We start from the raw sequence: 22,342 nt of genomic DNA on the forward strand, positions 1-22,342 counted from the left end.
GGCGGCCGTGGTGGCCACCGTGCTGATCGTCAGCGACCAGGGCGGCGGCACCAAGACCGAGACGGTCCCGACCGCAAACGAGGTCGCCCTGCAGGCGCCGGCCGACCCGGGCCCGGACCCGTTCACCCCATCGGTGGAAACCAACCCGGTGAGCGCACCCGCTCCCGCCCAGGCGACCTCCCAGGCGACCCCACCGCCGACCCCACCGGCGACCTCCCGGGCGACCTCCCCGACGACCTCCCGGGCGACCTCCCAGACGCAGCCGCCCGGGCAGACGGCCCACAGCACGTCCCCGGCGGCCCTGCACAGCGTCCAGGGGACCTCGAACGGGCTGTACGCCGGGACGATGTCCAAGCCGAGCTGCGACACCGAGCGGCTGATCACGATGGTCTCCACCGGCGACGTCGGCCGGGCCTGGTCCTCCGCCGCGGGCATCGACCAGTCCGCGATCCCGTCCTACCTGCGCTCGCTGACCTCGGCGTACCTGCGGGTGGACACCCGGGTGACCAACCACACCTACAAGAGCGGCGTGGTGACGGAGTACCAGTCGGCGCTCCAGGCCGGCACCGCCGTGCTGGTGGACGCGCAGGGTGTGCCCCGGGTTCGCTGCTCGTGCGGCAACCCGATGAAGCCGCCGGTGCTGGTCTCCAACGCCAAGTACATCGGGCACCCGTGGCCGGGCTTCCAGCCGACCACCCTGATCATCGTGGTCCCCGCGCCGCAGCCGGTGACCGAGATCATCCTGATCAACGTCGAGACTGGCGGCTGGTTCGCCCGCCAGACCGGGCGGATCGAGGTCGTCGACCAGCACGTCGACGCGCCGAAGGGGCCGCTGGCACCCGGTGTCCCGCCGCCCGCACCGATGAAGCCGGCCACGCCGTCGGGGACGACGTCGGCCTCCGGCGCCACGTCCGGGTCTCGGCCGGCGACCACCTCGGGGGCGACCTCGTCGGGTGCCACCTCCTCCGGAGCCACGTCCTCCGGCGCGACCTCGTCGGGCGCCACGTCCTCCGGAGCCACGTCCTCCGGCGCGACCTCGTCGGGCGCCACGTCCTTCGGAGCCACCTCGTCGGGCGCCACATCCTCCGGAGCCACCTCGTCGGGCGCCACGCCCTCCGGAGCCTCGACCGGGACGGGATCGGCCTCGGCCTCGATCAGCTCGGCCAAACCGTCGGCACCGACCGCGACGACGAACACCTCCTCCGGAGCCTCGACCGGAACGGGATCGGCCTCGGCCTCGACCAGCTCGGCCAAACCGTCGGCACCGACCGCGACGACGAACACCTCCTCCGGAGCCTCGACGGGGACGTCCAGCACCACCTCGACGCTCACCCAGTCGCCGAACAGTAAGAGCACGACGACGAGCACCAGCGCGACGACGAGCACCGGCATGACCACGAGTACCGGCACGACGACGAGCAGCGCCGCTCAGTGACGCTGCCCGACCTCCGCTGCCACCGTCCGACCACGGCCGGTGGCAGCGGCACGTCTCGGGGCAGATGCCTCAGGTGCCCATACCGACCCTTTCTGCATTCGTGCACGACGGATGCTGGCACACCCGGCTGACAACTCGACCCGGCGACGGTCGCCGGGGATATTCGCTGGCCGACCGCGCTTCGGGCGGGCAGAGTGCCGTCATGATCGACAGGGGACTGGACGAAGACGGGTACATCGCACGGGAGGGCTCGCTGGAGCGGGTTCCCGCAGAGTTCGCGCCGGTGGTCGAAACCGCCCGGGAGCGGATCGCCGCCGCCTTCGACCCCGCCGGGCTGCACAGCGCCTACCTCTACGGCAGCATCCCGCGCGGCACCGCGGTCCCCGGTGTCTCCGACCTCGACCTGCTGCTCGCCCTGCGCCACGAGCCCACCCCCGCCGACCGCACCGAGGCCGACGCACTCGAGGCCGGGCTGGACGCCACCTTCCCCCAGATCGACGGCGTCGGCGTACTCCTGTTCTCCACCGGTACGCTGCTCAGCGAGTTGGAGCGCCACGACCTGGGCTGGTTCATCGCCTGCCTGTGCACCCCGCTGCTCGGTGGGGACCTCGCCGGGCGACTCCCCCGCTACCGCCCGACCTCCCTGCTCGCCCGTGAGACCAACGGCGACCTCGCCCTCGCCCTCCCCCGTTGGCGCGAACGGCTGGACGCCGCCGACTCGGACGCCGGCCTGAAGGCGCTCAGCCGCACGGTCTCCCGCCGGATCGTCCGTACCGGCTTCACCCTGGTCATGCCCCGCTGGGGCGGCTGGACCAGCGACCTGACCGCCTCCGCCGAGGCCTTCGCCGGCTACTACCCGCAGCGCGCCGACCAGATGCGCCTCGCCGCGTCCATCACCCGCACCCCCACGGCCGACCGCGCCGCCCTCGGCACGCTCGTCGACGACCTCGGCCCCTGGCTCGCCGCCGAGTACATCGCCGTGCACGGTGCGAAGGCCCCGCGCCCTTGACCGCCCGCCCCCGCGTCGGTGCCGTCGTGGACGGCCGGGTCGTCCACGACGAGGTGCTCGATCGGAAGCCCCTGCGGGACCTCCGCGCCAACCGACCGGACCAGACCGGCTGGTAGGCGCCCGCCCCTCGACGGCTCAGTCCACGCAGGGGATCCCGCCCGCCTTCACGGCCGGCCCCTGCATGGGCAGCCCCGCCGCCGGGTCGGTGGAGCCGTCGGTCGAGCCCGAGGCGCCCGCCGTGGGCGCCGCCGAAGTCGGCGTCGGCGTCCTGCCGGCGGCGAGGGTGACCACGACGTGGCCCGCCGCGACCGCGGCGGACGGGACGGCGGTGACCCCGTAGCGCGCCGCGATCTGCTGGGCGCCGGCCTTGGCGCCGCTGCCGTACGTCACCGTCGTCGCCCGGGTCCTGGCCGGCGCGTCGCCGATCCTGCCCGCCTGGAAGCCGAGTTCGACCAGCGCCTTGGACTCGGTGGAGGCCGCGCCCGCGCCCGCCGCCGCGTTGACGTCCACCACGGACTTGGGCGCGGCGCTGGGCGAGGGCGCCGCGGCGGCCGTCTCGCTCGGGGCCTGGCTCGGGGCGGCCGCCGGAGCCCCGGGTGCCGGTTCACGGCTGAACAGCTGTCGGGCGATCTTCTTGATCAGGTCCGGGTTGACGGTGTTGACCTCCTGCCCGCCGATGGTCTTGAACCCGGCGATCGGCAGGGTGTTGAACTCGACGTTGCCGCCCGTGAGGTTGGGCGCCTGCTGGGCGAAGTCGAGGATGTTCCACTCGTTGTCGATGACGACGTCCTTCTTCACCACCCCGAACAGCTTCTGCATCTGCCCGAAGTCGTTGAGGATGCCCCGCTGTTTGAGCTTGTACTCGACGGAGGAGATGAACGCCTGCTGCCGATGGGTGCGGTCGAGGTCGCCGTTGGTGAGATGGTGGCGCTGGCGGACGAAGGAGAGCGCCTGGGCGGCGTCGAGCGAGCTGATCCCGGCGGGCAGTTTGAGGCCGGTGCCGCCGCCCTCGTGGGTGGCGGTGCGGGCGATGATCGGATCGTCGACCGGGTGGTTGAGACAGACCTGGATCGGTTCGACGGCCTTGGCGATGTCGTAGAAGCCGATCAGGTTGACTTCCGCGAAGTGGTCGATCGGGACGTCCAGGAAGCTCTGCACGGTCTGGATGGTGGCCGAGCGCCCGGCTTCCCGGCTCTGCCGCTCCATGTCCGCCCTGGAGAGCCCCTTGCCGGCGAGTTTCGCCTCGGCGGCCTCCTTGGCGATGCCGTAGGCCTCCTTGATCTTGTGCGTCCTGCCGTCGGCGCCGACGGTCTGCACATAGTCGTCGCGCGGGACGGACAGCGCGGTGACCTTGCCGCCGTTGGCCGGGATGTGCAGCACGATCAGGGCGTTGGTGTTGTACCCGCCGATCTCGCTGGAGCCGGCGTGCAGCTCGTCCTCGACGAACTGCTTGGGCAGGTCGTTGCCGTCCATGTCCTTGCGGCTGTCCAGGCCGATCAGCAGCAGGTTGACGGACTTGTCCAGGTGCGGCGGCGCGTTCTTCTTGGCCTCGCTCAGCGCGGTGGACTTGATCATGCCGTCGTCCAGGCTGCGGTACTCGTACCAGGTGAAGCCACTGGCGCCGAGCACGGTGGCCGAGACGGTGCAGGCGAGGGTGCGGCCGGCCACGGTCAGCGGGGCGGCCCCTCGGCGCGGCGCCCGGCCGCGCGGGCGGGGGCGGTTACCGCGCTCAGCCACGGCGACTCCTTCCACTGGGGGCGGCGGCCCGGCCGGGTCGGCGGCGGTCCAGCACGGTCCGGATCACGATGACCACCAGCCCGGCGGCCACCGCCTCCGCCATCACCGGGAACGCCCCGACCACCCAGCGCACCGCGCCGGTGCCGAGGCCCTTGCCGTGGTACTTGTCGGGGTTCGACGAGTACTCGACGCCCGACGCCGTGAGCAGCACCACGATCGGGGCGGCGGTGACCACCCACCAGCGGCCGGTCCAGCTGCACAGCGCGGCCGCGACGGCCGTACCGAGCACCGCGCCGGCCGCGAAGAGGATGCCGACGCCGGGGCCGCCCAGCTCGTCCGCGATCCCGCCGAGCAGCGGCACGCCGACCGCCGCCAGCGCCGCCAGCAGTCCGTCGCGCCGACGCGCCTGCTGCCTGCGGCGCGCGGCCCCGGCGCGCTGGGCGCGGGTGTCCCGGACCGGTTCGGCGTCGCCGCCGGCCGCGCGGGAGCGCTGGGCGGGCACGGCGGGGTCCTCGGTGCGCGGTCCCGCGTCCTGGTACGGCGTTCTCGCCCGCTGGCCGGCCATGCGCACATCCCTCGGTCGTGTCGGCTGCGGCGGCGCGACCACGCCACCGCACGTGCCGGGACGCCTTCCGTCCTGCGGCGTTCCCAACTTCTACAGGCCTGTAGAGGTTGGGCTGGAGCATACAAACCCATTTCAGCAAAGTCACCCGCCGCCGTTCGGCAGGGCCGAACCGCCCGGTGCGCCGTCGTTAGGATGACCATGATCCCCGCCACGTCGGCACACCAACAGGAACGCATCAGAGGAGCAGAGCGTCACCATGTTTGAGAGTCTGAAGAACCTCGCGGACAAGGCCACCGACCTCGCCCGCGAGCACAGCGACGTGCTCGGGCAGGGTCTGGAGAAGGTCGGCGACGTGATCGACGACCGCACGGACGGCAAGTACAGCGGGCAGATCGACACCGGTGTCGAGAAGGCGAAGGACTTCCTGCGCAACCTCGACGGGGACCAGAAGCCCACCGAATAGGCCCGCCGCGAGGCACGATCGGCTGTACCACGATCGAACGAGGGAACGAGCTGACGGGGAGGGGCCGGAAGCGGTGAGCGAGGAGCGGAAGCAGACGCGCTGGGGGCGTTGGATCGTGATCGGCGTCCTGGTCGCCGCCGGGTGGGGCATCGTTCGCGGGGGCGGGCACGACGCCGCGGCCCCCTCCTCGCCGTCCCCCTCCTCCGCCGGTGGCGCAGTAGCCGCGGCGCCGTCCGGCTCGCCGTCCGCCGGTGCGTCCTCGGCCGCGCCGTCCAAGCCCTCCGGCCGCTACGACCCGGCCGACTACGCGGCGCCGGTGCGCCGGTACGCCGCCGAGGCCGGGGTCGATCCGCAGCTGCTGATGGCGATCCTCTACAACGAGTCGTACAAGCCGCACGACCCGGATCTCGAACGGGCCTGGCAGCGCGGCAAGCCCGACGCCTCCTTCGGCATCGCCAACATGCACCGGGCCGCCTTCGACGACACCAAGCCGGGCCGCCCGTTCGCCTCTCGCCAGTGGGAGGAACTGCCGGACGACCGCAACCTGGCCATCGAGGCCGCCGCCTGGCATCTGCACGACCTCGCGGGGCAGTTGCCCGCGCGGCCGAGCGCGCCGCTCGACAAGGACGAACTGCTCGCCCTCGGCTACAACGCCGGCGCGGGCAACATGCTGGCCTTCGCCCGGGGCGTCAAGATCGGTTCGCAGGCGCAGTCCTACCTCGACCGTCTGCACGACAACTGGGCGAAGTCCGGCGAGGCCGTGAAGTAGACCCCGCCTGCGGTCAGTTGCGGCGGCGGTCAGTTCCGGCGGCGGTCAGCCGCGCGTGCGGCGGCGGAGCCAGAAGCCGGCGGCGACCATCAGGACGGCCGCGGTGGCGGTGCCGATGGCGGCCCAGGTGGTGGCGTTGTCGGTGGTCTCGTGGGCGGGGGTGGCGGTGGTCGCCGCCGCCGTCACCGGGGTGGGCGCGGACTCCGTGCTCAGGCCCAACGGCGCCGGGTCGGTGATCGCGGCCGCCTCGACGTCGAATTCGCGCTCGGCGTGGCCGAGGGAGGGGAACGCGCAGTCGACGGTCACCCGCCAGTGCCCGGCGGGCAGCAGCTCGCGGGTGGTGTACGTCCCCGGCCTGCCCGGGACGGCTACCAGCCGCCAGGGGCCGACGGCACGGCCGTCGGCGGCGGTCGCGGAGAGCGTGCCGGCGAACTCCTCGGTGACCAGGTCGTGGTCGTTCTCCCAGGTGGCGACAGTGCTGACGTGGCCGTTCTGCTGGCCGGTGAGGTCCAGGTGGACGGAGTCGCCGTGGGCGGCGGCGGGCGCGGCGAGGGGCAGGACGGCCGCGGCGGAGAGGGCGAGGGCGGCGAGAAGCGGGCGGGTTCGCATGGCGGGCGTTCCTCGGGGCGGTGGGGGTGAGGGTGCTTGGCACAGTAGTGCCGGGTGCGGCCGCCGTCGGGTGGTGACGGCGGCCGCACCCGTGTTGTGCGGGTTCGAGCGTGCTTACGTGGTCTTCAGCAGCGACCAGTTCTGGTACGGCCGGCCGTTCGGCTGCTGCAGTTCCAACAGCCAACCACCGTAGTACCAACGGTCACTGAGCCCGAGCACCAGGGTGGAGCCGTCCGCCGTGACGGTGAACCCGCCCTCGGTGGCGTTGAGTTGCCACTTCTGCGCGGCGGCGTCGCCGCACGGCTGCTGCGCGACGTACTGCCCGGCGACGGGCGTGCCGCCGAGCTGCAGGCACTTGCCGGAGCGCACGGACTTGATCCGCACCGCGCCGTTGCCGGCGTCGTCGAAGACCCACTTCTGGTTGGCGTAGCCGGTGCGCTGGTAGGCGATGGCGACGGTGCCGTCGTTCATCGAGCTGCCCCACAGGTCCGCGGCCTGGCCGGTGAGGCCGTTGACCATGGTGTAGTGGGTGCTGGGCTGCGGGCGGCCCGCGTCCGCGAGGGTCTTGAAGGTGGTCGCGCGGCCGGGCTTGCCGACGGTTCCGGCGGCGTCGTGGACGGCGACGGCCACGGTGTAGGAGGTGCCGGGGGCCAGTCGGACCACGCCGACCACGGTCGAGCGGACGGTGCCGATGGTCTGGCCGTTCAGCTGGACGTCGTAGCCGGTCGCGGCCGGGACGGCGGTCCAGCTCAGCATCACCGAGTTCTGGGTGACCTGACTGGTCGTGACGTCAGGGGCGTTGCCTCCCGTGGTCGGGGTCGCGGTCGGCGACGGGGAGCCGGTCGGCGTGGCGGTGGGGCTGCCGGTGGGCGTCGGGGACGGCGAGGGCGTGCGGGTGGGCGATCCTGTAGCCGTAGGGGTCGACGTGGGCGTGGGCGTGGGCGTGGGGTTCGGGCCGGTGCCGTTGCCCGCGATGAGGAAGCGGTTGTTGGCGACGTTCCAGTGCGTGGCCAGGTAGCTGCCGGGCGCGGGCGAGGTGTTGTAGTAGTCGTCGTGGTTGCAGTCCAGCCGGTCGTCATGGGCGCGGTCCGGGCAGACGGTCCGCATCTGCGGGTAGTAGGGGGCGTCCGAGTAGCACATGATGTCCCACTCGTCCGTACAGTGGCCGGCCTTGCTGGAGTTGGGGGCGCTGTTGTTCACCGCGCCCAGGTTGTGGCCGAGTTCGTGCGCGGCGGTGGAGCCGCTCCAGCAGCCGGAGTCGGTCCGCCCGTACGAGGGGCCGAAGTTGCTGAGGTTGTCCTGGCCGGGGCGCTCGTCGCCGGCGAAGGTGCCGATGCCGCAGTACACCTTGGCGTCGGTGAACATCATGTACTTGCGGTCCTTGCGGTTGAACCCCTGCGCGGCGAGGGCCCGGTTGCTCGCGTTGAAGTCCTGGATCTCGGAGTCGGAGATCTGCACGTTCAACACCGAGGCGGTGCAGTCGGATTCGGTGACGAAGCGGACGTGCCGGACGCCGCCGGTCTCCTGGGCGCTGGCATTGTAGATGACGTCGACGTCCGCGGCCCACTTCTTGAACGAGGACAGGTACTGGGCGAAGCGGTCGTTGCCCGGGGTGTGCACGTACACCACCTGGACGCGGTTGCCGCTGCTGCCGTCACCCTCGCAGACCAGGCCCGAGCCGCCGGCCGGGGCCTGGGACGGGGCGCCCTGCGGGGCAGCCGCGGTGCCGGAGTCGCTCAGCAGCGCCTTCTGCGTCGCGTCGAGGACGGGCGCGCCGCCCTTCAGCAGGTCGGCGGCGGCGGGCGGTTGGGCGTTCGCCGCCGGGGTGAGCGCGGGCGCCTGGGCGGCCGGGGCGGCCACCGGCTGGACGTCCTTGTGGATGTCCACGTCCTTGGGCGGCACGTCCGGGCCGTGGCTGCACTGGGTGCTGCCGGTGACCTCCAGCATGTTGCCGCAGCGGTCGCTGCTCGGCAGGTTCAAACCCGTGTAGACCAGCCCTCGTTCCGGCTGGTCCTTGGGTATCGCCTTGGGCGGGGCGGCCTTCTCGTCCCGCTTCGGGGCGGCGGGCGCCTTGGTACCGCCCTCGGCCGTGCCGGTCTCGCCGGGACCGCCGTCGTCGCCGCCGTCGGCGACCGCGGCGACCCGATCGGCCGGAGCGTCCGCCACTGCGACGGCGCTGTGCGCGGCCGGCTCCAGCGCCGTGCGCAGGCCCAACGTTCCCGCAACAAGTGCGGCTGCCACCGCTGCGGCGACAACGACGCTCCTACGGGTAAGCCTGCGGCGCCTGCGCCGACGCAGCTCGCTGCTCCGGTGTCCCATCGCGTTCCTTTCCTCGTGCGACGACCCGAGCGCCCAGTGGTGAGGGACGCTCAGACCTTCCGACACTCCGGAGAGCGGCTGGGACGGGTGGGAATAACAGAAACCTCTTGCGAAATTCTTCGGCGCGTTCGAGATGTCGGGTGGCGGGCATGCGGGGACGCGACGGTGCGGGCACGAAGGCAACGACACAAAAAAGATGCGGGCGCAGCGGATGCGGGCCTACAGGTGCGCACATGAGGGTGCCGGGGAGCGCACTCGGGGGGTGTGCGTTCCCCGGCAGGGGGTGTCGGCGGCCACCCGGCCGGAGTCCCGGGACCGGTGACTCCGACGGCCGTGACGGAGCGCTAGACCTGTCGGCGGGCCGCGACCAGGGCCCTGACCAGGGCTCTGACCAGGCAGGTTTCCGCCCCGAACATGCCGGTGTCGCCCGTCACACGACGACCGGTCACCCCTGTTCGCCGGTCACGCGGCGGCCCCGATCCGGGCCGGTTCGACAGCCGTCGCCCCGGCGGCGCCGCAGCCGCCGTGCAGCCGGGCCAGTCCGGCGGCGAGCACGGCGCGGTCCCCGGCGAGCCAGAGCCGCAGGGCGGCGGAGAGCGCGGCGCTGGCCGGCCCGGCCGAGGGCCCGCCGGTGCGCGCGAGCCGCTCACCCAGCAGTGGTAGCAGGTCCGCGACCGGGGCGGGCAGCCAGAGGGTCAGCGCGCAGGGCGCGGGCCGGGCGAGGACCCGCAGCAGCGGCAGGACGGAGGCGTCGTCGTACAGCGCCGGGACGACCTCCAGCAGACCGTCGACCGCCACCTCGGAGACGTCGCCGCCGTGCCCGCGGGTGAGGTACCGCAGCAGCGCCCGCTCGGCGGCGGTGATCCGGACGGTCAGCATGACCTCGTCGTCGCAGTCCATGGTCCCGGTCCCCTGTCGTGGCGTCGGTGGAGTCTTGCGTTGTGGAATCTCTCTGATCAGTCCTGTGCCGAGGGGGTTCCTGCCCCGCTCCGACTGTCCGACACCGGCGTTATCAGGCCGTAGTGGCCGTCGTAGCGCCGGTAGAGCACCCGGGCGCGGCGGTCGCCGGGGTCGGTGTGGCAGACGAACGGTCGGCCGGTGAGCCAGAGTCGGCGGGCCGTCTCGGCGAGATCCAGCGGGGGCGCCGGGTCGGTGTCCACCGACCACAGCTGCACCGCGCCGCTCAGCGGGCAGCGCTGCACCAGGCTGTCCCGCCCGGTCGCGGCGTCCGCGAACAGGTGGAACCGCCGGTCCAGCGTCAGGAGTTCGCGCGCGGCCTGCTCGGGCGTGCGGCGGGCGAGCACGACCGTCTTGCGCCGGGCGATCCGCCGCTCGGCCAGCGGGCGGTCGGCGTACTGCGGGCGGTAGGCGCTCTCGTACGCGGCGGCGAGGCCGATGTCGCCCTGCTCGCGCAGCCGGACGGCCCGGCCGGCCAGCGTGCCGAGCACCAGGTCGACGGCCTCCCGGACGGTGCCGGTGGCCAGCTGCACCCGGACCGGGCCCGCGCCGTCCAGTTCCACGCCGGCCTGGGCGAGCGCGGGCCGGGTCACCGAGCGGTCCCGGGTGCGGGTGAGCCGCAGGCGCAGCGCGTGGGCGTCGGGGCCCAGGACGGCGGCGGTGTCCTGCGCCCGGCCCCGGGCGTACTCGGCGTCCTCGCGCGGCAGCTCGCCGCGGATCTCCACCCGGACGTCGAGGGCGGGCCGGTGGCGCAGACGGGTCATCAGATTCCTCCTTCTCCGGGTACCATGCTGGCCGTCGCACGCCGGGGTGGCGAGGGTCCAAAGACCCCCCTCGGCGGGTCCGCGGGCGTCGGCTTCCGCAGGTCAGCCGCTTCCTCCGGAACGGGGTCCGGACCTCCGACCGATCGACCGTTGGAGTGATCCACCGGTGTTCGGCGCAACGCCCGTGGAACCGGCGCGTTTCCCATGACATGCGCCCTCCCCGCAGTGGTGCACGCGGGGTCCGCGCTCGCCGGTCCCCGGCTCCCGGCCGGCCCGCCGGTGCCCTTCCCCGGCACCGCCCACACCGGCCCCCTGGTGAGAGGTAATGCCATGACCCTGCTGACTGATGCCCTGCTGGCAGAGACGCGGAAAAGGATCGTCCCCCCGAGAACCACACCACCCTCCACGACCCGCTCGGCCGTCCCCCCGCTCGCCCCCGGCGCGGTGCCCGGCCTCGGCCACGCCGCCGCCCTGCTGCGCGACCCGCTCGGTTTCCTCGGCTCGCTGTCCCGCCACGGCGGCGTGGTCCGCATCCGGCTCGGGCCGCGCACCGTCTGCGTGGTCACCGACGCCCGGCTGGTCCACACCCTGCTGGTCGCGCTCGCCCACGACTGTCCGCGCGGCGCCGTCCAGGACACCCTGAAGAGCGCCTTCGGCGACGGCCTGCTGATGTCCGAGGGGCAGGCCCACCGCGACCGCCGCCGGATCATCCAGCCCGCCTTCGGCCCGGACCGGATGGCCGAGTACCTGGCCGTGATGCACCAGGTCACCGAGGAACGGGCCGGACGCTGGCGGCCCGGCCAAGTCCTCGACGTGGCCAAGGAGATGAACCACCTGGCGCTGGAGATCGTCACCCGTTCGCTGTTCGACGCCAGGCTCAGCGAGGAGGCCACCCTCGCCTTCCACCGGGCGCTGCCGGACATGGTGAAGGGCCAGATCGTCCAGTCCCTCTACCCGCACCCGGCGCTCGCCAGGGTGCCGCTGCCCGTCAACAGGCGTTTCGACGCCGCCGTCCGGGTGCTCAACCGGGTGGTCGACCAGGCCGTCAACGGCCGCTCGGGCCCCGCCGGTCCGGCGCCGTCGGCGGAGCGCCGGGGCACCCTGCCGGCCCTCCTGCGGGCCGCCGTCGACCCGGCCACCGGCCGTCCGCTCACCGAGGCCGACGTCCGCTCCGAGGCGATCACCATGTTCGGCGCCGGGACGGAGACCGTCTCCACCACCCTGACCTGGCTGCTGGACGAACTGCTGCGCCACCCCGAGGTCGAGGAGCGCCTGCTCGCCGAACTGGACGAGCACCTGCCCGCCGGCACCGTCCCCACCCCGGAGGCGCTCGCCCGGCTCACCTACACCCGCAGCGTCACCCAGGAGGTGGTGCGACTGCACGCGCCCAACGCCTTCCTGATGCGCACCGCCCGGGTGCCGGTCGAGCTCGGCCCGTACCGCATCCCGGCCGGCACCGAACTGCTCTACAGCCTCACCGCGCTGCACCGCGACCCGGTGCAGCACCCGGAGCCGCTCGCCTTCCGCCCCGAGCGCTGGCAGGACGGTGGCGGGGTCGGACGGCCGTCCTTCCTGCCGTTCGGGGCCGGCAAGCACAAGTGCATCGGCGAGGCCTTCGCCTGGGCCGAGCTGATCGTCGCGGCGGCGGCGATCCTGCGCCGCTGGCGGCCGGTCGCAGTGCCGGGGGCGCGGGCCCGGGAGGTGGTGTGGACGACGGTCCAGGCGCAGGGGCTGCGGGTCCGGTTGGCGCCGCGCTCGGCCGCTCCGGCGGATCGCGGCACGGGCGCTCCGGCGGCCGAGCGGGCGGTGACCGAGCGGGCGGTGACCGCGCGGGCGGCGGCCGGCCGGTGCCCGTTCACGGGTGCCGCAGCGGCTCCGGCCGCCCGCGTCCGACACCGCCCGCCCGCCGAACTGCGCGCCACCGCCGACCGGCACACCGACTGGGCGGTCCGCCACGGCCTGCTCGCCCCGGACGAGCTGCCCGGCTACCGGGCCTACGCGCTGCACGAGTTGATCGGTCATGCCTTCCCGAACACCCGCGGCAGCGACCTGGACCTGCTGGTCGACATGCTCGGCTGGTTCACCATCCTGGACGACCGCTTCGACGGCCCGCCCGGACGCCACCCCGGCGAGGCCCGCGAGTTGGTCGACCCGCTGATCACCGCCCTCGACGGCGACGCCCCCTCGGCCGCCTCCTCGGCCACCCCCGGCGGCCGGCTGCTCACCGCCTGGCGGGAGCTCTGGGACCGCCAGACCGACTCGATGTCCCCCGCCTGGCGCGCCCGGGCCGCCCGCGAGTGGCGGGCCTGTCTGGCCACCTTCCCCGCCGAGGCCGAACACCGGGCCCGCGGCACCGTCCCCGCCCTCGGGCTGAGCCTCGCGGACACCATGCGGCTTCGCCGCCACGGCAGCTGCCTCTATCCGTTCATGAACATACTGGAACGGGTCCACGGCACCGACGCCCCCGCCGCCCTGCACGCGGAGCCCGCGCTGCACCGGCTGCGCGCCAACACGGCCGACGCGGCCACCCTGATCAACGACCTCTACTCCCTGGAGCGGGAGGAACGCCAGAGCGCGGCCGCCTTCAACACCGTCCTCACCCTGCAACGGGTCCGCGGCTGCACCCGCAGCCGTGCCGTCCGCGCGGTGCGCACCCGGGTCTCACGGCTGTGGCAGGAGAACGAGGAGCTCCGCCGCGAACTGCGCCGCCGCCACCCGGCGGGGCGCTGGTACCTGGACGGCACCCGGGAGCTGGTCGCGGGAGTCCAGGCCTGGACCAGCACCAGCGACCGCTACCTGGTGCCGGACGCACAGCCGCGCTGAGCGCCCGCCGCGCGCTACGGGCGGCCCGTTTGCCGACGGCTGCTACTTGCGGTCGCCCAGCGCGAACAGCAGCAGGACGAAGCCGGCGAACAGGTGGGTGGCGAAGATGTAGATGCCCGCGCGGATCAGCATCGCCTTGCGGCGGCGCTTCTCCTCGCTCGTACTGTCACTGGCACTGTCGCTCATGGTGCGGCTCTCCTCGGGTCGGCCGGTCGGGTCGGGCGCGGGTGCGGACTGCGGACTCAGCGGGCTGCCCGACCGCCGGTCGCGCGCAGCTCGGTGAGCAGCGCGCCCTGGTCGGTGATCAGCTCGGTGAGGATCCGGCGCGCCGCGCGCAGCAGCTCGGCGACGTCCGGGGTGCTGAGCGCGTACACCACCGTGTTGCCCTCGCGGGTGGCCGTGACCAGCTGGGTGCGGCGCAGCACCGCGAGCTGCTGGGAGAGGTTGGACGGCTCGACCTCGATCTCCGCCAGCAGCTCGCGCACCGGTCGGGGTCCGTCCTGGAGCAGCTCCAGCACCCGGATCCGCACCGGGTGCCCGAGAGTGCGGAAGAACTCGGCCTTGGCCTGGTACAGCGGGACCGGCATAGTCCGCTCCCTCCTCGGATCCTGCTCGGTGGTCGTCCGACCGGGCGGGGTCCACGCCGCGGCCGGTAGGCATCATCGCGACAGATGAAGATTTCTTCAAGTCGTCACAGCGGGAGGTGACCCGCCCCACACCGCCGAGGATCTCGACACAGACCGGGGCCGAGCCCGGGATGCTGCCAACTCCCGGGCTCGGCAGTCATAGTGACGAGACGTCAGCAACGCACCGGCAGATCCAGGGTCACCGGGGCCGGTCCTCGGAAGCCCCCCTCGACGGCAAAGGCGGCGTGCACGACCGACCCGCACGGGACGGTGGCGGCGATGCCGTTCACCCGGACCGTACTGACGGCGAAAACGGTGCGCCCGGACACCGCGCCGAGCGAGTCACCGCCGACGACCTCGGCCGACAGCCGGGTGGCCAGCTCCTGCGGCGCCGGCGGCCACGGCGTCCCCGGCGAGGGCGGCCCGGCCAGCCCGATCTGGCCGTACAGCACGACGCCGTCGCCGGTCACATCGGCGCACACCTTGGTGGACAGCCCGGCCTGCAGCCCGGACCAGCCGCAGGTCGTGACCGTGGCAGTGGCGGCCTGCGGCGTGGCGGCGAGCGCGGACACGGGCGTCGCGAGCAGCGTGACGGCGCCGGCCGCGCCCGCCGCGATACGCATGATGCGGTTCATGGACTCCCCCTTCGGAGGGTGTGAGGAAACGAGTCAAGGACAGGTGATGTGGCACATGTGATATTTCATATGCGCCATGACCAAAACTTTGCCATGTGATTCCAACCCCCTGATCCCGGTTCCCCCTTCGAACCAGCGACGCGACCGAAAGCAGACCTTCGATGACGCGTTCCCGCGCGAACGGGCGAACGCCCGCACCACCCCGGGCGTCGCCGCGTTAAACCCGGGGTGAACCGACTCCGCACCACCGTCGCGGCCTTGCTCGCGCTCCTCACCCCCGCCGCGCTCGTGGGTTTCGCCCCGGCACCCGCGCCGCTGCTCGGCGCCGAGATCCGCCGGATCTCCACCGAGGAACGCGTCCTCGCCCTCACCTTCAACGCCACCTGGAACGAAACCGGGCTGGACACCGTCCTCGCCGTGCTGCGCGACCGCGACGCCTCGGCCGTCTTCTTCCCCACCGGCGACTTCGCCGACCGCCACCCCGACGCCGTCCGCGCCATCGCCGCCGCCGGCCACGGCCTGGGCAACCATTCCTACAGCCATCCGGACTTCACGGCCCTCACCCCCGACCAGGCCCGTGCCGAGGTGCGCCGAGCCGACACCGCCATCCGCCGCGCCGGCGGCGCCGACCCCCTGCCGTTCTTCCGCTTCCCCTACAGCGCGACCACCCCGCAGGCCGTCGCGACCGTCAACGGGCTCGGCTACGCGGATCTGGAGTACACCGCCGACACCAACGGCTACCTCGGCCCCGGGCACGGCATGACCGCCGACCGTGCCGTCGATCGAGCCCTCGCCGCCCTCACCCCGGGCGCCGTCCTCCAGCTCCACGTCGGCGCCACCGACGAAGGCGGCCCGGACACCTGCCTCGACGCCGAAGCCCTCCCCCGCATCATCGACGCCGCCCGCGCCCGCGGCTACCGCCTCATCGACCTGCGCACACTGCTCACCCACTAGCCGGCCCGGGCCTACCCGACCGTCGGCGGAGCAGGACCGGGGCACAGTCCGACTCCTCCGTTCGGCAGCGGCTCCGCGTCTTCTGCCGCCACCGTCGACCGGCGTCGCCATGGTGCTGACGCTCACCCCGGGGTGAGCGGCGAGGCGCGGATCGCCGCCCGAATCAGCGCAGCTCGTCCCTCAGTGCGTCCACACGGGTGACGGCGGCCGCGAAGGCCGCGCGGTCGAGGCGGCCGGTATCGAGGGCGGCGGCCAGGGCGGCGGTGGCGTCCTCGGCCTGCTGCGGGTCGCGGGCCGAGCAGAGCAGCAGGTCCATGCCGGCCGAGGCGGCGGCGACGGCCCGGGTACCGGTGTCGCGGTAGGGGGTGAGGGCGTCGGCTTCGAGGGCGTCGGTGATGGTGACGCCGTCGAAGCCGAGGTGGTCACGGAGCTCGCCCTGGATGACGGTGGGCGAGAAACCGGCCGGACGGTCGGGGTCGAGGGCGGGGTAGATCGCCCAGGAAGCCATCACCAGGCGCACGCCCGCCGCGATGGCGGCTTGGTACGGGGCTTCGCCGCGGGTCCGGAGCTGGGGCAGGGGGACGGGGAGGGTGACCGGGCGGGCGTCGGTGTTCTCGTCGCGGGCGGCCGAGCCCAGACCCGGGAAGTGCTTGGCGGTGGCGGCGACGCCGAGGCCCTGCTGGGCGGTGAGGAAGGCACGGCCCAACTCGCCCACCCGGGAGGGGTCCTGGCCGTAGGAGCGCTCGAAGTGGTCGATGAAGTTGTCCGGGGTGTCGTAGACGTCGAGCACCGGGGCGAGGTTGACGTTCAGCCCGGCGTCGCTGAGCGTCGTGGCGGCGCCGGTGCCGGCGTCCAGGGCGGCGGCGAGCGGATCCGGAGCCGTTCCGGTGCGGCGGGCGGAGAGTTCGGGCGCGCCGGGCAGGCGGCGGACCTTGCCGCCCTCCTGGTCGGTCATCAGCAGCAGCGGCCGCGGGTGCGGCGCCTCGGCCGATGCCTGCTTCAACTGGGCGACAGCCTCGGCGAGTTGCGACGTGCTGGTGATGTTCTCGCCGAACAGGATCACCCCGGCGGCCAGGCCATCGCGGAGGGTCTGGAGCACCCCGGGCGGCGGTGTCGGGCCCGGGTAGGAGAGCACGATCCGACGCCCGGCGAGCTGACGGGAGTCCTGGTCATGGCCGATCACCGTTGCGGTCCTTTCCGTGGGAAGCCCACCGCCACGCGTCGTCGACCCGGCCGGGACGGGCCCGAGCGCGGCCCCCAGCACCAGCAGTACCGACCCGAGCCGGGCAACACGCCGGAACAGGGCCATCACGCCTCCAGGGTGAGCAGCGGCATCCGGTCCGTCAGCGTACCCAGGGATCGGCGGTCCGGCAGCCCGGGAGAACGTCGTGACCGCCCGCGCTGGCAGCACAGGGTGATCGCATCTTCGATCGGCTGGAAATCCAGGTGCTGGCGCCGGGCCACCCCTGGGCCCCAGGTACGGCTCCGGGTCAACGGCGAGGACGTCGTCGACCCCCTGCTGGAGTTCACCTTCGAGGCCGAGCGGTACGAGGCGGAACTGGCCCGGATCGAGGCCGACCCCTGGTGGCGTCCGCAGGGCTGAACGGCGGATATGTCAGTGCCGTCGGCGATGTTCTCGCCGTGACCACTCCGTCCGGCGGCGTTCCGTGCGCCACGTCAAGCGAAGATCTCGCCGGGCCAGTGGCCCTGGAAGCCCGGCTGTCCCGCGCGCCGGACCAGCTCCCCCAGTGCTGCCACGCCTTCCTCGATCTCGCCCGGCGAGCGCGCCGCGTAACCGAGGACCAGGCCCGGCGGGTACGGGAGGCGGGCGTGCCAGGACAGTGGCTGCACCTTCACGCCTGCCGCCAGCGCCGCTGTGGCCAACTCGGTGTCGCTGCAACCGAGTTCCTCCGGCAGGGTGAGCATCAGGTGCAGGCCGGCCGCCGCGCCGTGCACGGTGGCGGCGGGGAGGTGGGTGCGGATGGCGTCGATCATCGCGTCCCGGCGGCGACGGTGGCGGCGGCGCAGCAGCCGTAGGTGGCGGTCGAGTTCGCCGGATTCCATCAGCCGCGCCAGGACCAGCTGGGGCAGCACCGGGTTTCCGAGGTCGGCGAAGCGCTTGGCGTCCAGGACGGCGTCGCGCAGGCGCGGGGGCACCAGCAGCCAGCCGGTGCGCAGGGCGGGGGCGAGCAGTTTGGAGATGCTGCCGGCGTAGCAGACCCGGTCCGGCAGGGCGGCCCGGAGGGCGGGGACGGGCGGGCGGTCGTAGCGGTGTTCGGCGTCGTAGTCGTCCTCGATGACGAGGCCGCCTTCGCCTGCCCAGCCGAGGAGTTCGCGGCGCCGTTCGCCGCCGAGGACGACGCCGGTGGGGTACTGGTGGGCGGGGGTGAGCAGGACGGCCGGGGCGCCGGTGGCGCGCAGGGCGTCGACCCGGATGCCCTCGGCGTCGACGGGGACGGGTGGGGTGGCGGCGAGCCAGTGGGCGAGGTGCTGGCGGGCGCCGAGCGAGCCCGGGTCCTCGACCGCGACCGCGGTGATGCCCGACTGTCCGAGGGCGCGGCCGAGCAGGGCGAGGGCCTGGGCGGTCCCGGCGACGACGAGCACCTCCTCGGGGTCGGCCCGGATGCCCCGGTTGCGGGCGAGCCAGTGGGCGACGGCCTCGCGCAGGGCGGGGGCGCCGCGTACGTCGCCGTAGCCGAGGTCGTGGGCGGCGAGTTGGTCGAGGACGGCCCGCTCGGCGCGCAGCCAGGCGGCGCGCGGGAATGCGGCGAGGTCCGGCACGCCGGGGGTGAGGTCGATCCGGGCGGGGGCGACGCGCAGGTGGTCGAAGACCTCGGGGCCGGGGTCCTCGCGGAAGAGGGCGGGTGCCGGGCGGGGCCGGGGCGGGGCGGCGGCGGGGGTCGGGCCCGTGACCACCACCGTGCCGCCCCTGCCCCGGCCGGCGACCTGCCCGGCCTCGGCCAGTCGGCGGTAGGCGTCGGTCACCACCCCTCGGGAGACGCCGAGTTCGGCGGCGAGCACCCGGCTGGCGGGCAGTCGGCTACCTGCCGGGAGGCGTCCGTCGGCGACGGCGTCACGCAGCCGCCGGGCGAGCCAGTCGGTGAGGCCGCCGGGCGGGGCGTCGGCGGCGTCGAGCTGGAGGAAGTCGGCGCCGAGCTCTTTGGACCTGTCGACTGCCTCGTCTTTGGACCTGTTCACCGGTCCATAGTGGCGCGAGGGTTGGGCCATGACCACTGGAACGAACACCCACCGAACGAGCGCCCACCCCGGCCCCTACGTCCACGGCTACTCGCAGATCGAGGCGCAGCGCCTCGGCGACCAGGCCGACACCCTCGCCGAGCTGCTGCACGCGGGCACGTCGTACCCGGCGGGCAGCCGGGTGTTGGAGGCGGGCTGCGGGGTGGGGGCGCAGACGGTGCACCTGCTGGCCGCCAGCCCCGGGGTGCTGCTGACGGCGGCGGACCTCTCGGCGGACTCGCTGGCCCGGGCCCGGTCCCGGGTGGCGGCCCAAGCGCCCGCCGCGCAGGTCACCTGGCACCACGGCGACCTGCACCGACTGCCCTTCCCCGACGGAGCGTTCGACCACGTCTTCCTGTGCTTCGTCCTGGAGCACCTGCCCGACCCGGCGGCCGGCCTGGCGGCGCTGCGCCGGGTGCTGCGGCCGGGCGGGACGATCACGGTGATCGAGGGCGACCACGGCTCGGCCTTCTTCCACCCGGAGAGCCCGGCGGCCCGCCGTACGGTCGACCATCTGGTCCGACTCCAGGCCGGGGCGGGCGGCGACGCGCTGATCGGGCGCCGGCTGTACCCGCTGCTGACGGCCGCCGGGTTCGCCGAGGTGACGGTCCGCCCGCGGACGGTCTCCGCGGACGGTAGTCGCCCGGCGCTGGCGGAGGACTTCACCCTGCGGACCTTCGTCGCGATGGTGGAGGCCGTCCGGTCGGAGGCGCTGGCCGCCGGGCTGACCACCCCGGAGGCCTTCGACCACGGCATCGCGGAGCTGCGCCGCGCGGCCGAACCGGGCGGGACGTTTCACTACACCTTCTTCAAGGCGGTGGCGGTCAACCCGTAGCCGGATCGGTCGGCGGGGTCGGCCCGTGTCACAGGAGGCCGAGTTCCGCCAGCCGATCCGTGATCACGTCCATACAGGCGGGGATGCCGGGCACCGGTTCCGGTGACGCGTCGCGGATCGCCTTGATCGCGTGCACATTGCGCGAGGCGGTGAGGTGCTCGTCCACCGTGCGCCGGGTCTCGGCGGGCAGGGCCTGCCAGATCGGGTCGTCCATGGCCGCCGTCCAAGGGGAGGGCGGCCGGGCCCGTCGAACGATTGACGGACGGTCAGCCCGAACTGTCCCCGAGGTCGGCCAGCAGCGCGCGCATGGCGTCGACCAGGGCGGCCCTGCGACCGTCGTCCAGGCCGGCCAGCATGCGGTGCTCGTTGGCGACGTGGTCGGGCAGGGCGCGGTCGATCAGGGCGTGGCCCTCGGGGGTGAGCTCGACGTCGCGGCTGCGGCCGTCCTGGTCGCTGCGGGTCCGGGTGACCAGGCCGCGGGCCTCCAGGCGGTCCAGGCGCTGGGTGATGGCGCCGGAGGTGACCATGGCGGACTGCATCAGGCCGGTGGGGGTGAGGCGGTAGGGCGGTCCGCTGCGCTTGAGGGTGGCGAGGACGTCGAAGGAGGCCGCGTCCAGGCCGTGCTCGGCGAAGGTGCGGTTGAGCTCCGCGTCCACCACGCGGTAGAGGCGCTTGAGCCGGCCGAACACCTCCATCGGGGAGACGTCCAGGTCAGGCCGTTCGGCGGCCCATTGCGCGACGACGCGGTCCAGATGATCTGCCACGGATTCAGGGTAGGGGATGCCCGTGAAATTCCTCAGCAGTGAGGTAACTGTGAGGCACGTCACCGGCGGAACCCGATGGAGAATGTCTTAGCGCTGAGATACATTGGCTTAGTGCTAAGAAATCGCCTCGCCATCGTGCTGGTGACGGCCCTGGCCCCCGCCATCTGGGGGACGACCTACCTCGTCACCACCGAAATGCTCCCGCCCCACCGCCCGCTGCTGGCCGCCGTCATCCGCTGCCTGCCCGCCGGACTGCTGCTGATCGCCCTCACCCGCACCCTGCCCAAGGGCGACTGGTGGTGGCGAGCGCTGATCCTCGGCGCTCTGAACATCGGCGGCTTCCAGGCCCTGCTGTTCATCGCCGCCTACCGCCTGCCCGGCGGCATCGCGGCCACCGTCGGCGCCGTCCAACCGCTGATCACCGCCGCACTCTCGGCCGCGCTGCTCGGCGACCGGCTCACCCTGCGCACCGTGCTGTCCGGCATCGCCGGCGTGGCGGGCGTCAGCCTGCTGGTGCTGCGCGCCAACGCCCGACTGGACGCGATCGGCGTGGTCGCCGCGCTCGGCGGCGCGGTGGTGATGGCCTTCGGCGTCGTCCTCTCCAAGCGCTGGGTCTCCCCCGCGCCGCTGCTCGCCACCACCGGCTGGCAGCTCACCGCCGGCGGCCTGCTGCTGGTGCCGGTCACCCTGCTGACCGAGGGCGCCCCACCCACCCACTACACCTCCGACAACGTGCTCGGCTACGCCTACCTCTGCCTGATCGGCGCGGCCCTCACCTACGCGATGTGGTTCCGGGGACTGCGCGCCCTGCCGCCGACCTCGCTCTCCTTCCTCTCCCTGCTCAGCCCGGTGGTCGCCACCGTGACCGGCTGGCTGGCGCTCGACCAGGACCTCAGCCCGCTGCAGGCGCTCGGCGCGGTCGTCGTGCTCGGCTCGCTGATCGTCGCCCAGACCCAGCGGCCCCGCCCCACCGCCGCGGCCCCTGCCACGCAGCAGACGCTCAGCACGCCGCCGGTACGCGAGACGGCCTGACCCCGCGCCCCCTGAAGATCTCGTAGTTCCGTCCACGCTCCGCCCACGTTCCATCCAAGGAGAAACCTTCATGCGCATCACCGTGTTCGGCGCCACCGGCAACGTCGGCAGCCGCGTCGTGGCCGAGGCGCTCGCCCGCGGCCACGAGGTCACCGCCGTCGTACGGGACCCGGCCAAGCCGCACGCCCTGCCGTCCACCGTCGCCCTCGCGGTCGGCGACGCCCGGGTCCCCGGGGACGTCGCCCGGCTCACCGCCGGGCAGGACCTGGTGATCACCGCCACCCGGCCCGCGCCCGGCAGCGAGCCCGAGCTGGTCGCCGCCACCCGGGGCCTGCTGGACGGCCTGGCCGGTACGGGCGTGCGCCTGATCGCGGTCGGCGGCGCGGGCAGCCTGACCGTCCCCGGCACCGACGGCACCGTCCTGGTGGAGTCCCCCGGCTTCCCCGACGAGATCCGCCCGATCGCGCTGGCCTGCGGGGAGCAGCTGGACCTCTACCGCGCGGCCGAGAAGGTCGACTGGACCTACCTGAGCCCGGCCGCCCTGCTCGAACCCGGCGTGCGCACCGGCCGCTTCCGGCTCGGCCGGGACGAGCTGCTGGTCGACCCCGAGGGCAACTCGGCGATCTCCATGGAGGACCTCGCCGTCGCGCTGCTCGACGAGGCCGAGAACCCCGCCCACCGGCGCGCCCGCTTCACCGCCGGGTACTGAGACACCGCGCGCCGGGAACACCGTGACTGCTGGATGCACCCCCGACGGGGGTGCATCCAGCACCACCCCGAAGACGGTGTCCAGCCTCATCGCGCGTCAG

23 protein-coding genes are annotated in these 22,342 nt (G+C 73.7%); 10 read left to right on the top strand and 13 right to left on the bottom strand.

Going from position 1 to position 22,342, the window contains the following annotated elements; genetic code table 11:
• Positions 1 to 346 precede the first annotated feature (346 nt).
• Together ACH4E7_RS26830 and ACH4E7_RS26835 are read left to right on the top strand one after the other, a co-directional pair.
• Positions 347 to 1,435, top strand: a complete 1,089-nt coding sequence (locus tag ACH4E7_RS26830) for a DUF6777 domain-containing protein (protein WP_396251707.1) — start codon at positions 347 to 349, stop codon at positions 1,433 to 1,435.
• Between the two features lie 202 nt (positions 1,436 to 1,637).
• Positions 1,638 to 2,444 (top strand): nucleotidyltransferase, encoded by an 807-nt coding sequence (locus tag ACH4E7_RS26835; RefSeq protein ID WP_396251605.1) that lies wholly within the window; start codon positions 1,638 to 1,640, stop codon positions 2,442 to 2,444.
• Between the two features lie 135 nt (positions 2,445 to 2,579).
• Here the strand turns inward: ACH4E7_RS26835 and ACH4E7_RS26840 are convergent, their stop codons facing one another.
• Both ACH4E7_RS26840 and ACH4E7_RS26845 read right to left on the bottom strand, forming a co-directional pair.
• Positions 2,580 to 4,181 carry an LCP family protein gene (locus tag ACH4E7_RS26840; RefSeq protein WP_396251606.1) on the bottom strand — a complete coding sequence of 534 codons (1,602 nt, stop codon included), beginning with the start codon at positions 4,179 to 4,181 and terminating at the stop codon, positions 2,580 to 2,582.
• Entirely contained in the window at positions 4,174 to 4,746 is a 573-nt protein-coding gene (locus tag ACH4E7_RS26845) for a DUF6542 domain-containing protein (protein WP_396251607.1), read from the bottom strand. The genes ACH4E7_RS26840 and ACH4E7_RS26845 overlap by 8 nt, the downstream gene beginning before the upstream one ends.
• Before the next feature lie 256 nt (positions 4,747 to 5,002).
• Here ACH4E7_RS26845 and ACH4E7_RS26850 point away from each other — a divergent pair, with 256 nt between their 5' ends.
• A complete protein-coding gene (locus ACH4E7_RS26850; protein WP_396251608.1) occupies positions 5,003 to 5,209 on the top strand; it encodes an antitoxin in 207 nt (68 codons plus the stop codon).
• A 73-nt stretch (positions 5,210 to 5,282) separates the two neighbouring features.
• A complete protein-coding gene (locus ACH4E7_RS26855; protein ID WP_396251609.1) occupies positions 5,283 to 5,978 on the top strand; it encodes a transglycosylase SLT domain-containing protein in 696 nt (231 codons plus the stop codon).
• Positions 5,979 to 6,023: 45 nt separating this feature from the next.
• Here the strand turns inward: ACH4E7_RS26855 and ACH4E7_RS26860 are convergent, their stop codons facing one another.
• The 4 genes from ACH4E7_RS26860 to ACH4E7_RS26875 form a co-directional block, all read right to left on the bottom strand.
• Complete coding sequence (locus ACH4E7_RS26860) at positions 6,024 to 6,587, bottom strand: hypothetical protein (RefSeq protein ID WP_396251610.1); 564 nt, start codon at positions 6,585 to 6,587, stop codon at positions 6,024 to 6,026.
• A gap of 114 nt (positions 6,588 to 6,701) precedes the next feature.
• Complete coding sequence (locus ACH4E7_RS26865; RefSeq protein WP_396251611.1) at positions 6,702 to 8,828, bottom strand: RICIN domain-containing protein; 2,127 nt, start codon at positions 8,826 to 8,828, stop codon at positions 6,702 to 6,704.
• Positions 8,829 to 9,368: 540 nt separating this feature from the next.
• Positions 9,369 to 9,806, bottom strand: coding sequence for a hypothetical protein (locus ACH4E7_RS26870; RefSeq protein WP_396251612.1), 438 nt, complete (start codon positions 9,804 to 9,806; stop codon positions 9,369 to 9,371).
• Positions 9,807 to 9,862: 56 nt separating this feature from the next.
• The gene (locus ACH4E7_RS26875; RefSeq protein ID WP_396251613.1) at positions 9,863 to 10,627 is read right to left on the bottom strand and encodes a sigma 54 modulation/S30EA ribosomal C-terminal domain-containing protein; all 765 of its coding nucleotides are present in this window, start codon (positions 10,625 to 10,627) and stop codon (positions 9,863 to 9,865) included.
• 330 nt (positions 10,628 to 10,957) lie between these two features.
• Between ACH4E7_RS26875 and ACH4E7_RS26880 the strand changes: the two genes are divergently transcribed.
• On the top strand, positions 10,958 to 13,450 hold the full coding sequence (locus tag ACH4E7_RS26880; RefSeq protein ID WP_396251614.1) for a cytochrome P450: 2,493 nt from the start codon (positions 10,958 to 10,960) through the stop codon (positions 13,448 to 13,450).
• A gap of 42 nt (positions 13,451 to 13,492) precedes the next feature.
• On the opposite strand, the gene ACH4E7_RS26885 is transcribed toward ACH4E7_RS26880, so the two are convergent.
• The 3 genes from ACH4E7_RS26885 to ACH4E7_RS26895 form a co-directional block, all read right to left on the bottom strand.
• On the bottom strand, positions 13,493 to 13,636 hold the full coding sequence (locus ACH4E7_RS26885) for a DUF6126 family protein (RefSeq protein ID WP_355675748.1): 144 nt from the start codon (positions 13,634 to 13,636) through the stop codon (positions 13,493 to 13,495).
• Positions 13,637 to 13,692: 56 nt separating this feature from the next.
• On the bottom strand, positions 13,693 to 14,037 hold the full coding sequence (locus tag ACH4E7_RS26890; RefSeq protein ID WP_355675747.1) for a metalloregulator ArsR/SmtB family transcription factor: 345 nt from the start codon (positions 14,035 to 14,037) through the stop codon (positions 13,693 to 13,695).
• Between the two features lie 212 nt (positions 14,038 to 14,249).
• Positions 14,250 to 14,711 carry a hypothetical protein gene (locus tag ACH4E7_RS26895; RefSeq protein WP_396251615.1) on the bottom strand — a complete coding sequence of 154 codons (462 nt, stop codon included), beginning with the start codon at positions 14,709 to 14,711 and terminating at the stop codon, positions 14,250 to 14,252.
• Positions 14,712 to 14,939: 228 nt separating this feature from the next.
• Here ACH4E7_RS26895 and ACH4E7_RS26900 point away from each other — a divergent pair, with 228 nt between their 5' ends.
• Positions 14,940 to 15,665, top strand: a complete 726-nt coding sequence (locus tag ACH4E7_RS26900) for a polysaccharide deacetylase family protein (RefSeq protein ID WP_396251616.1) — start codon at positions 14,940 to 14,942, stop codon at positions 15,663 to 15,665.
• 163 nt (positions 15,666 to 15,828) lie between these two features.
• Here the strand turns inward: ACH4E7_RS26900 and ACH4E7_RS26905 are convergent, their stop codons facing one another.
• A complete protein-coding gene (locus ACH4E7_RS26905; protein WP_396251617.1) occupies positions 15,829 to 16,848 on the bottom strand; it encodes a glycoside hydrolase family 3 N-terminal domain-containing protein in 1,020 nt (339 codons plus the stop codon).
• Positions 16,849 to 17,079: 231 nt separating this feature from the next.
• Here ACH4E7_RS26905 and ACH4E7_RS26910 point away from each other — a divergent pair, with 231 nt between their 5' ends.
• The gene (locus ACH4E7_RS26910) at positions 17,080 to 17,268 is read left to right on the top strand and encodes a hypothetical protein (RefSeq protein WP_396251618.1); all 189 of its coding nucleotides are present in this window, start codon (positions 17,080 to 17,082) and stop codon (positions 17,266 to 17,268) included.
• A gap of 74 nt (positions 17,269 to 17,342) precedes the next feature.
• Here ACH4E7_RS26910 and ACH4E7_RS26915 read toward each other — a convergent pair whose 3' ends face one another.
• Positions 17,343 to 18,863, bottom strand: coding sequence for a PLP-dependent aminotransferase family protein (locus ACH4E7_RS26915; RefSeq protein WP_396251619.1), 1,521 nt, complete (start codon positions 18,861 to 18,863; stop codon positions 17,343 to 17,345).
• Positions 18,864 to 18,891: 28 nt separating this feature from the next.
• On the opposite strand from ACH4E7_RS26915, the gene ACH4E7_RS26920 reads away from it, so the two are divergent.
• The gene (locus ACH4E7_RS26920; RefSeq protein ID WP_396251620.1) at positions 18,892 to 19,737 is read left to right on the top strand and encodes a methyltransferase domain-containing protein; all 846 of its coding nucleotides are present in this window, start codon (positions 18,892 to 18,894) and stop codon (positions 19,735 to 19,737) included.
• A 28-nt stretch (positions 19,738 to 19,765) separates the two neighbouring features.
• Here ACH4E7_RS26920 and ACH4E7_RS26925 read toward each other — a convergent pair whose 3' ends face one another.
• Together ACH4E7_RS26925 and ACH4E7_RS26930 are read right to left on the bottom strand one after the other, a co-directional pair.
• The gene (locus ACH4E7_RS26925; protein WP_396251621.1) at positions 19,766 to 19,951 is read right to left on the bottom strand and encodes a hypothetical protein; all 186 of its coding nucleotides are present in this window, start codon (positions 19,949 to 19,951) and stop codon (positions 19,766 to 19,768) included.
• A gap of 52 nt (positions 19,952 to 20,003) precedes the next feature.
• Positions 20,004 to 20,501: a MarR family winged helix-turn-helix transcriptional regulator gene (locus ACH4E7_RS26930; RefSeq protein ID WP_396251622.1), complete on the bottom strand. Its 498-nt coding sequence runs from the start codon at positions 20,499 to 20,501 to the stop codon at positions 20,004 to 20,006.
• A gap of 111 nt (positions 20,502 to 20,612) precedes the next feature.
• Here ACH4E7_RS26930 and ACH4E7_RS26935 point away from each other — a divergent pair, with 111 nt between their 5' ends.
• Positions 20,613 to 21,533 (top strand): EamA family transporter, encoded by a 921-nt coding sequence (locus tag ACH4E7_RS26935; RefSeq protein ID WP_396251623.1) that lies wholly within the window; start codon positions 20,613 to 20,615, stop codon positions 21,531 to 21,533.
• 70 nt (positions 21,534 to 21,603) lie between these two features.
• A complete protein-coding gene (locus ACH4E7_RS26940) occupies positions 21,604 to 22,242 on the top strand; it encodes an NAD(P)-dependent oxidoreductase (protein ID WP_396251624.1) in 639 nt (212 codons plus the stop codon).
• Positions 22,243 to 22,342: the final 100 nt, after the last annotated feature.

Origin of the sequence: Kitasatospora sp. NPDC018058 (genome assembly GCF_044327205.1) — a bacterium.
GTDB lineage: Bacteria > Actinomycetota > Actinomycetes > Streptomycetales > Streptomycetaceae > Kitasatospora.

Bases quoted from the DNA above. Each gene is read 5' to 3' on its own strand.
- ACH4E7_RS26875 (WP_396251613.1), bottom strand. From the start codon at position 10,627: ATGACCCGTCTGCGCCACCGGCCCGCCCTCGACGTCCGGGTGGAGATC.
- ACH4E7_RS26925 (WP_396251621.1), bottom strand. From the start codon at position 19,951: ATGGACGACCCGATCTGGCAGGCCCTGCCCGCCGAGACCCGGCGCACG.
- ACH4E7_RS26850 (WP_396251608.1), top strand. From the start codon at position 5,003: ATGTTTGAGAGTCTGAAGAACCTCGCGGACAAGGCCACCGACCTCGCC.
- ACH4E7_RS26880 (WP_396251614.1), top strand. From the start codon at position 10,958: ATGACCCTGCTGACTGATGCCCTGCTGGCAGAGACGCGGAAAAGGATC.
- ACH4E7_RS26845 (WP_396251607.1), bottom strand. From the start codon at position 4,746: ATGGCCGGCCAGCGGGCGAGAACGCCGTACCAGGACGCGGGACCGCGC.
- ACH4E7_RS26835 (WP_396251605.1), top strand. From the start codon at position 1,638: ATGATCGACAGGGGACTGGACGAAGACGGGTACATCGCACGGGAGGGC.
- ACH4E7_RS26830 (WP_396251707.1), top strand. From the start codon at position 347: ATGTCCAAGCCGAGCTGCGACACCGAGCGGCTGATCACGATGGTCTCC.
- ACH4E7_RS26860 (WP_396251610.1), bottom strand. From the start codon at position 6,587: ATGCGAACCCGCCCGCTTCTCGCCGCCCTCGCCCTCTCCGCCGCGGCC.
- ACH4E7_RS26870 (WP_396251612.1), bottom strand. From the start codon at position 9,806: ATGGACTGCGACGACGAGGTCATGCTGACCGTCCGGATCACCGCCGCC.
- ACH4E7_RS26920 (WP_396251620.1), top strand. From the start codon at position 18,892: ATGACCACTGGAACGAACACCCACCGAACGAGCGCCCACCCCGGCCCC.
- ACH4E7_RS26890 (WP_355675747.1), bottom strand. From the start codon at position 14,037: ATGCCGGTCCCGCTGTACCAGGCCAAGGCCGAGTTCTTCCGCACTCTC.
- ACH4E7_RS26895 (WP_396251615.1), bottom strand. From the start codon at position 14,711: ATGAACCGCATCATGCGTATCGCGGCGGGCGCGGCCGGCGCCGTCACG.
- ACH4E7_RS26940 (WP_396251624.1), top strand. From the start codon at position 21,604: ATGCGCATCACCGTGTTCGGCGCCACCGGCAACGTCGGCAGCCGCGTC.
- ACH4E7_RS26885 (WP_355675748.1), bottom strand. From the start codon at position 13,636: ATGAGCGACAGTGCCAGTGACAGTACGAGCGAGGAGAAGCGCCGCCGC.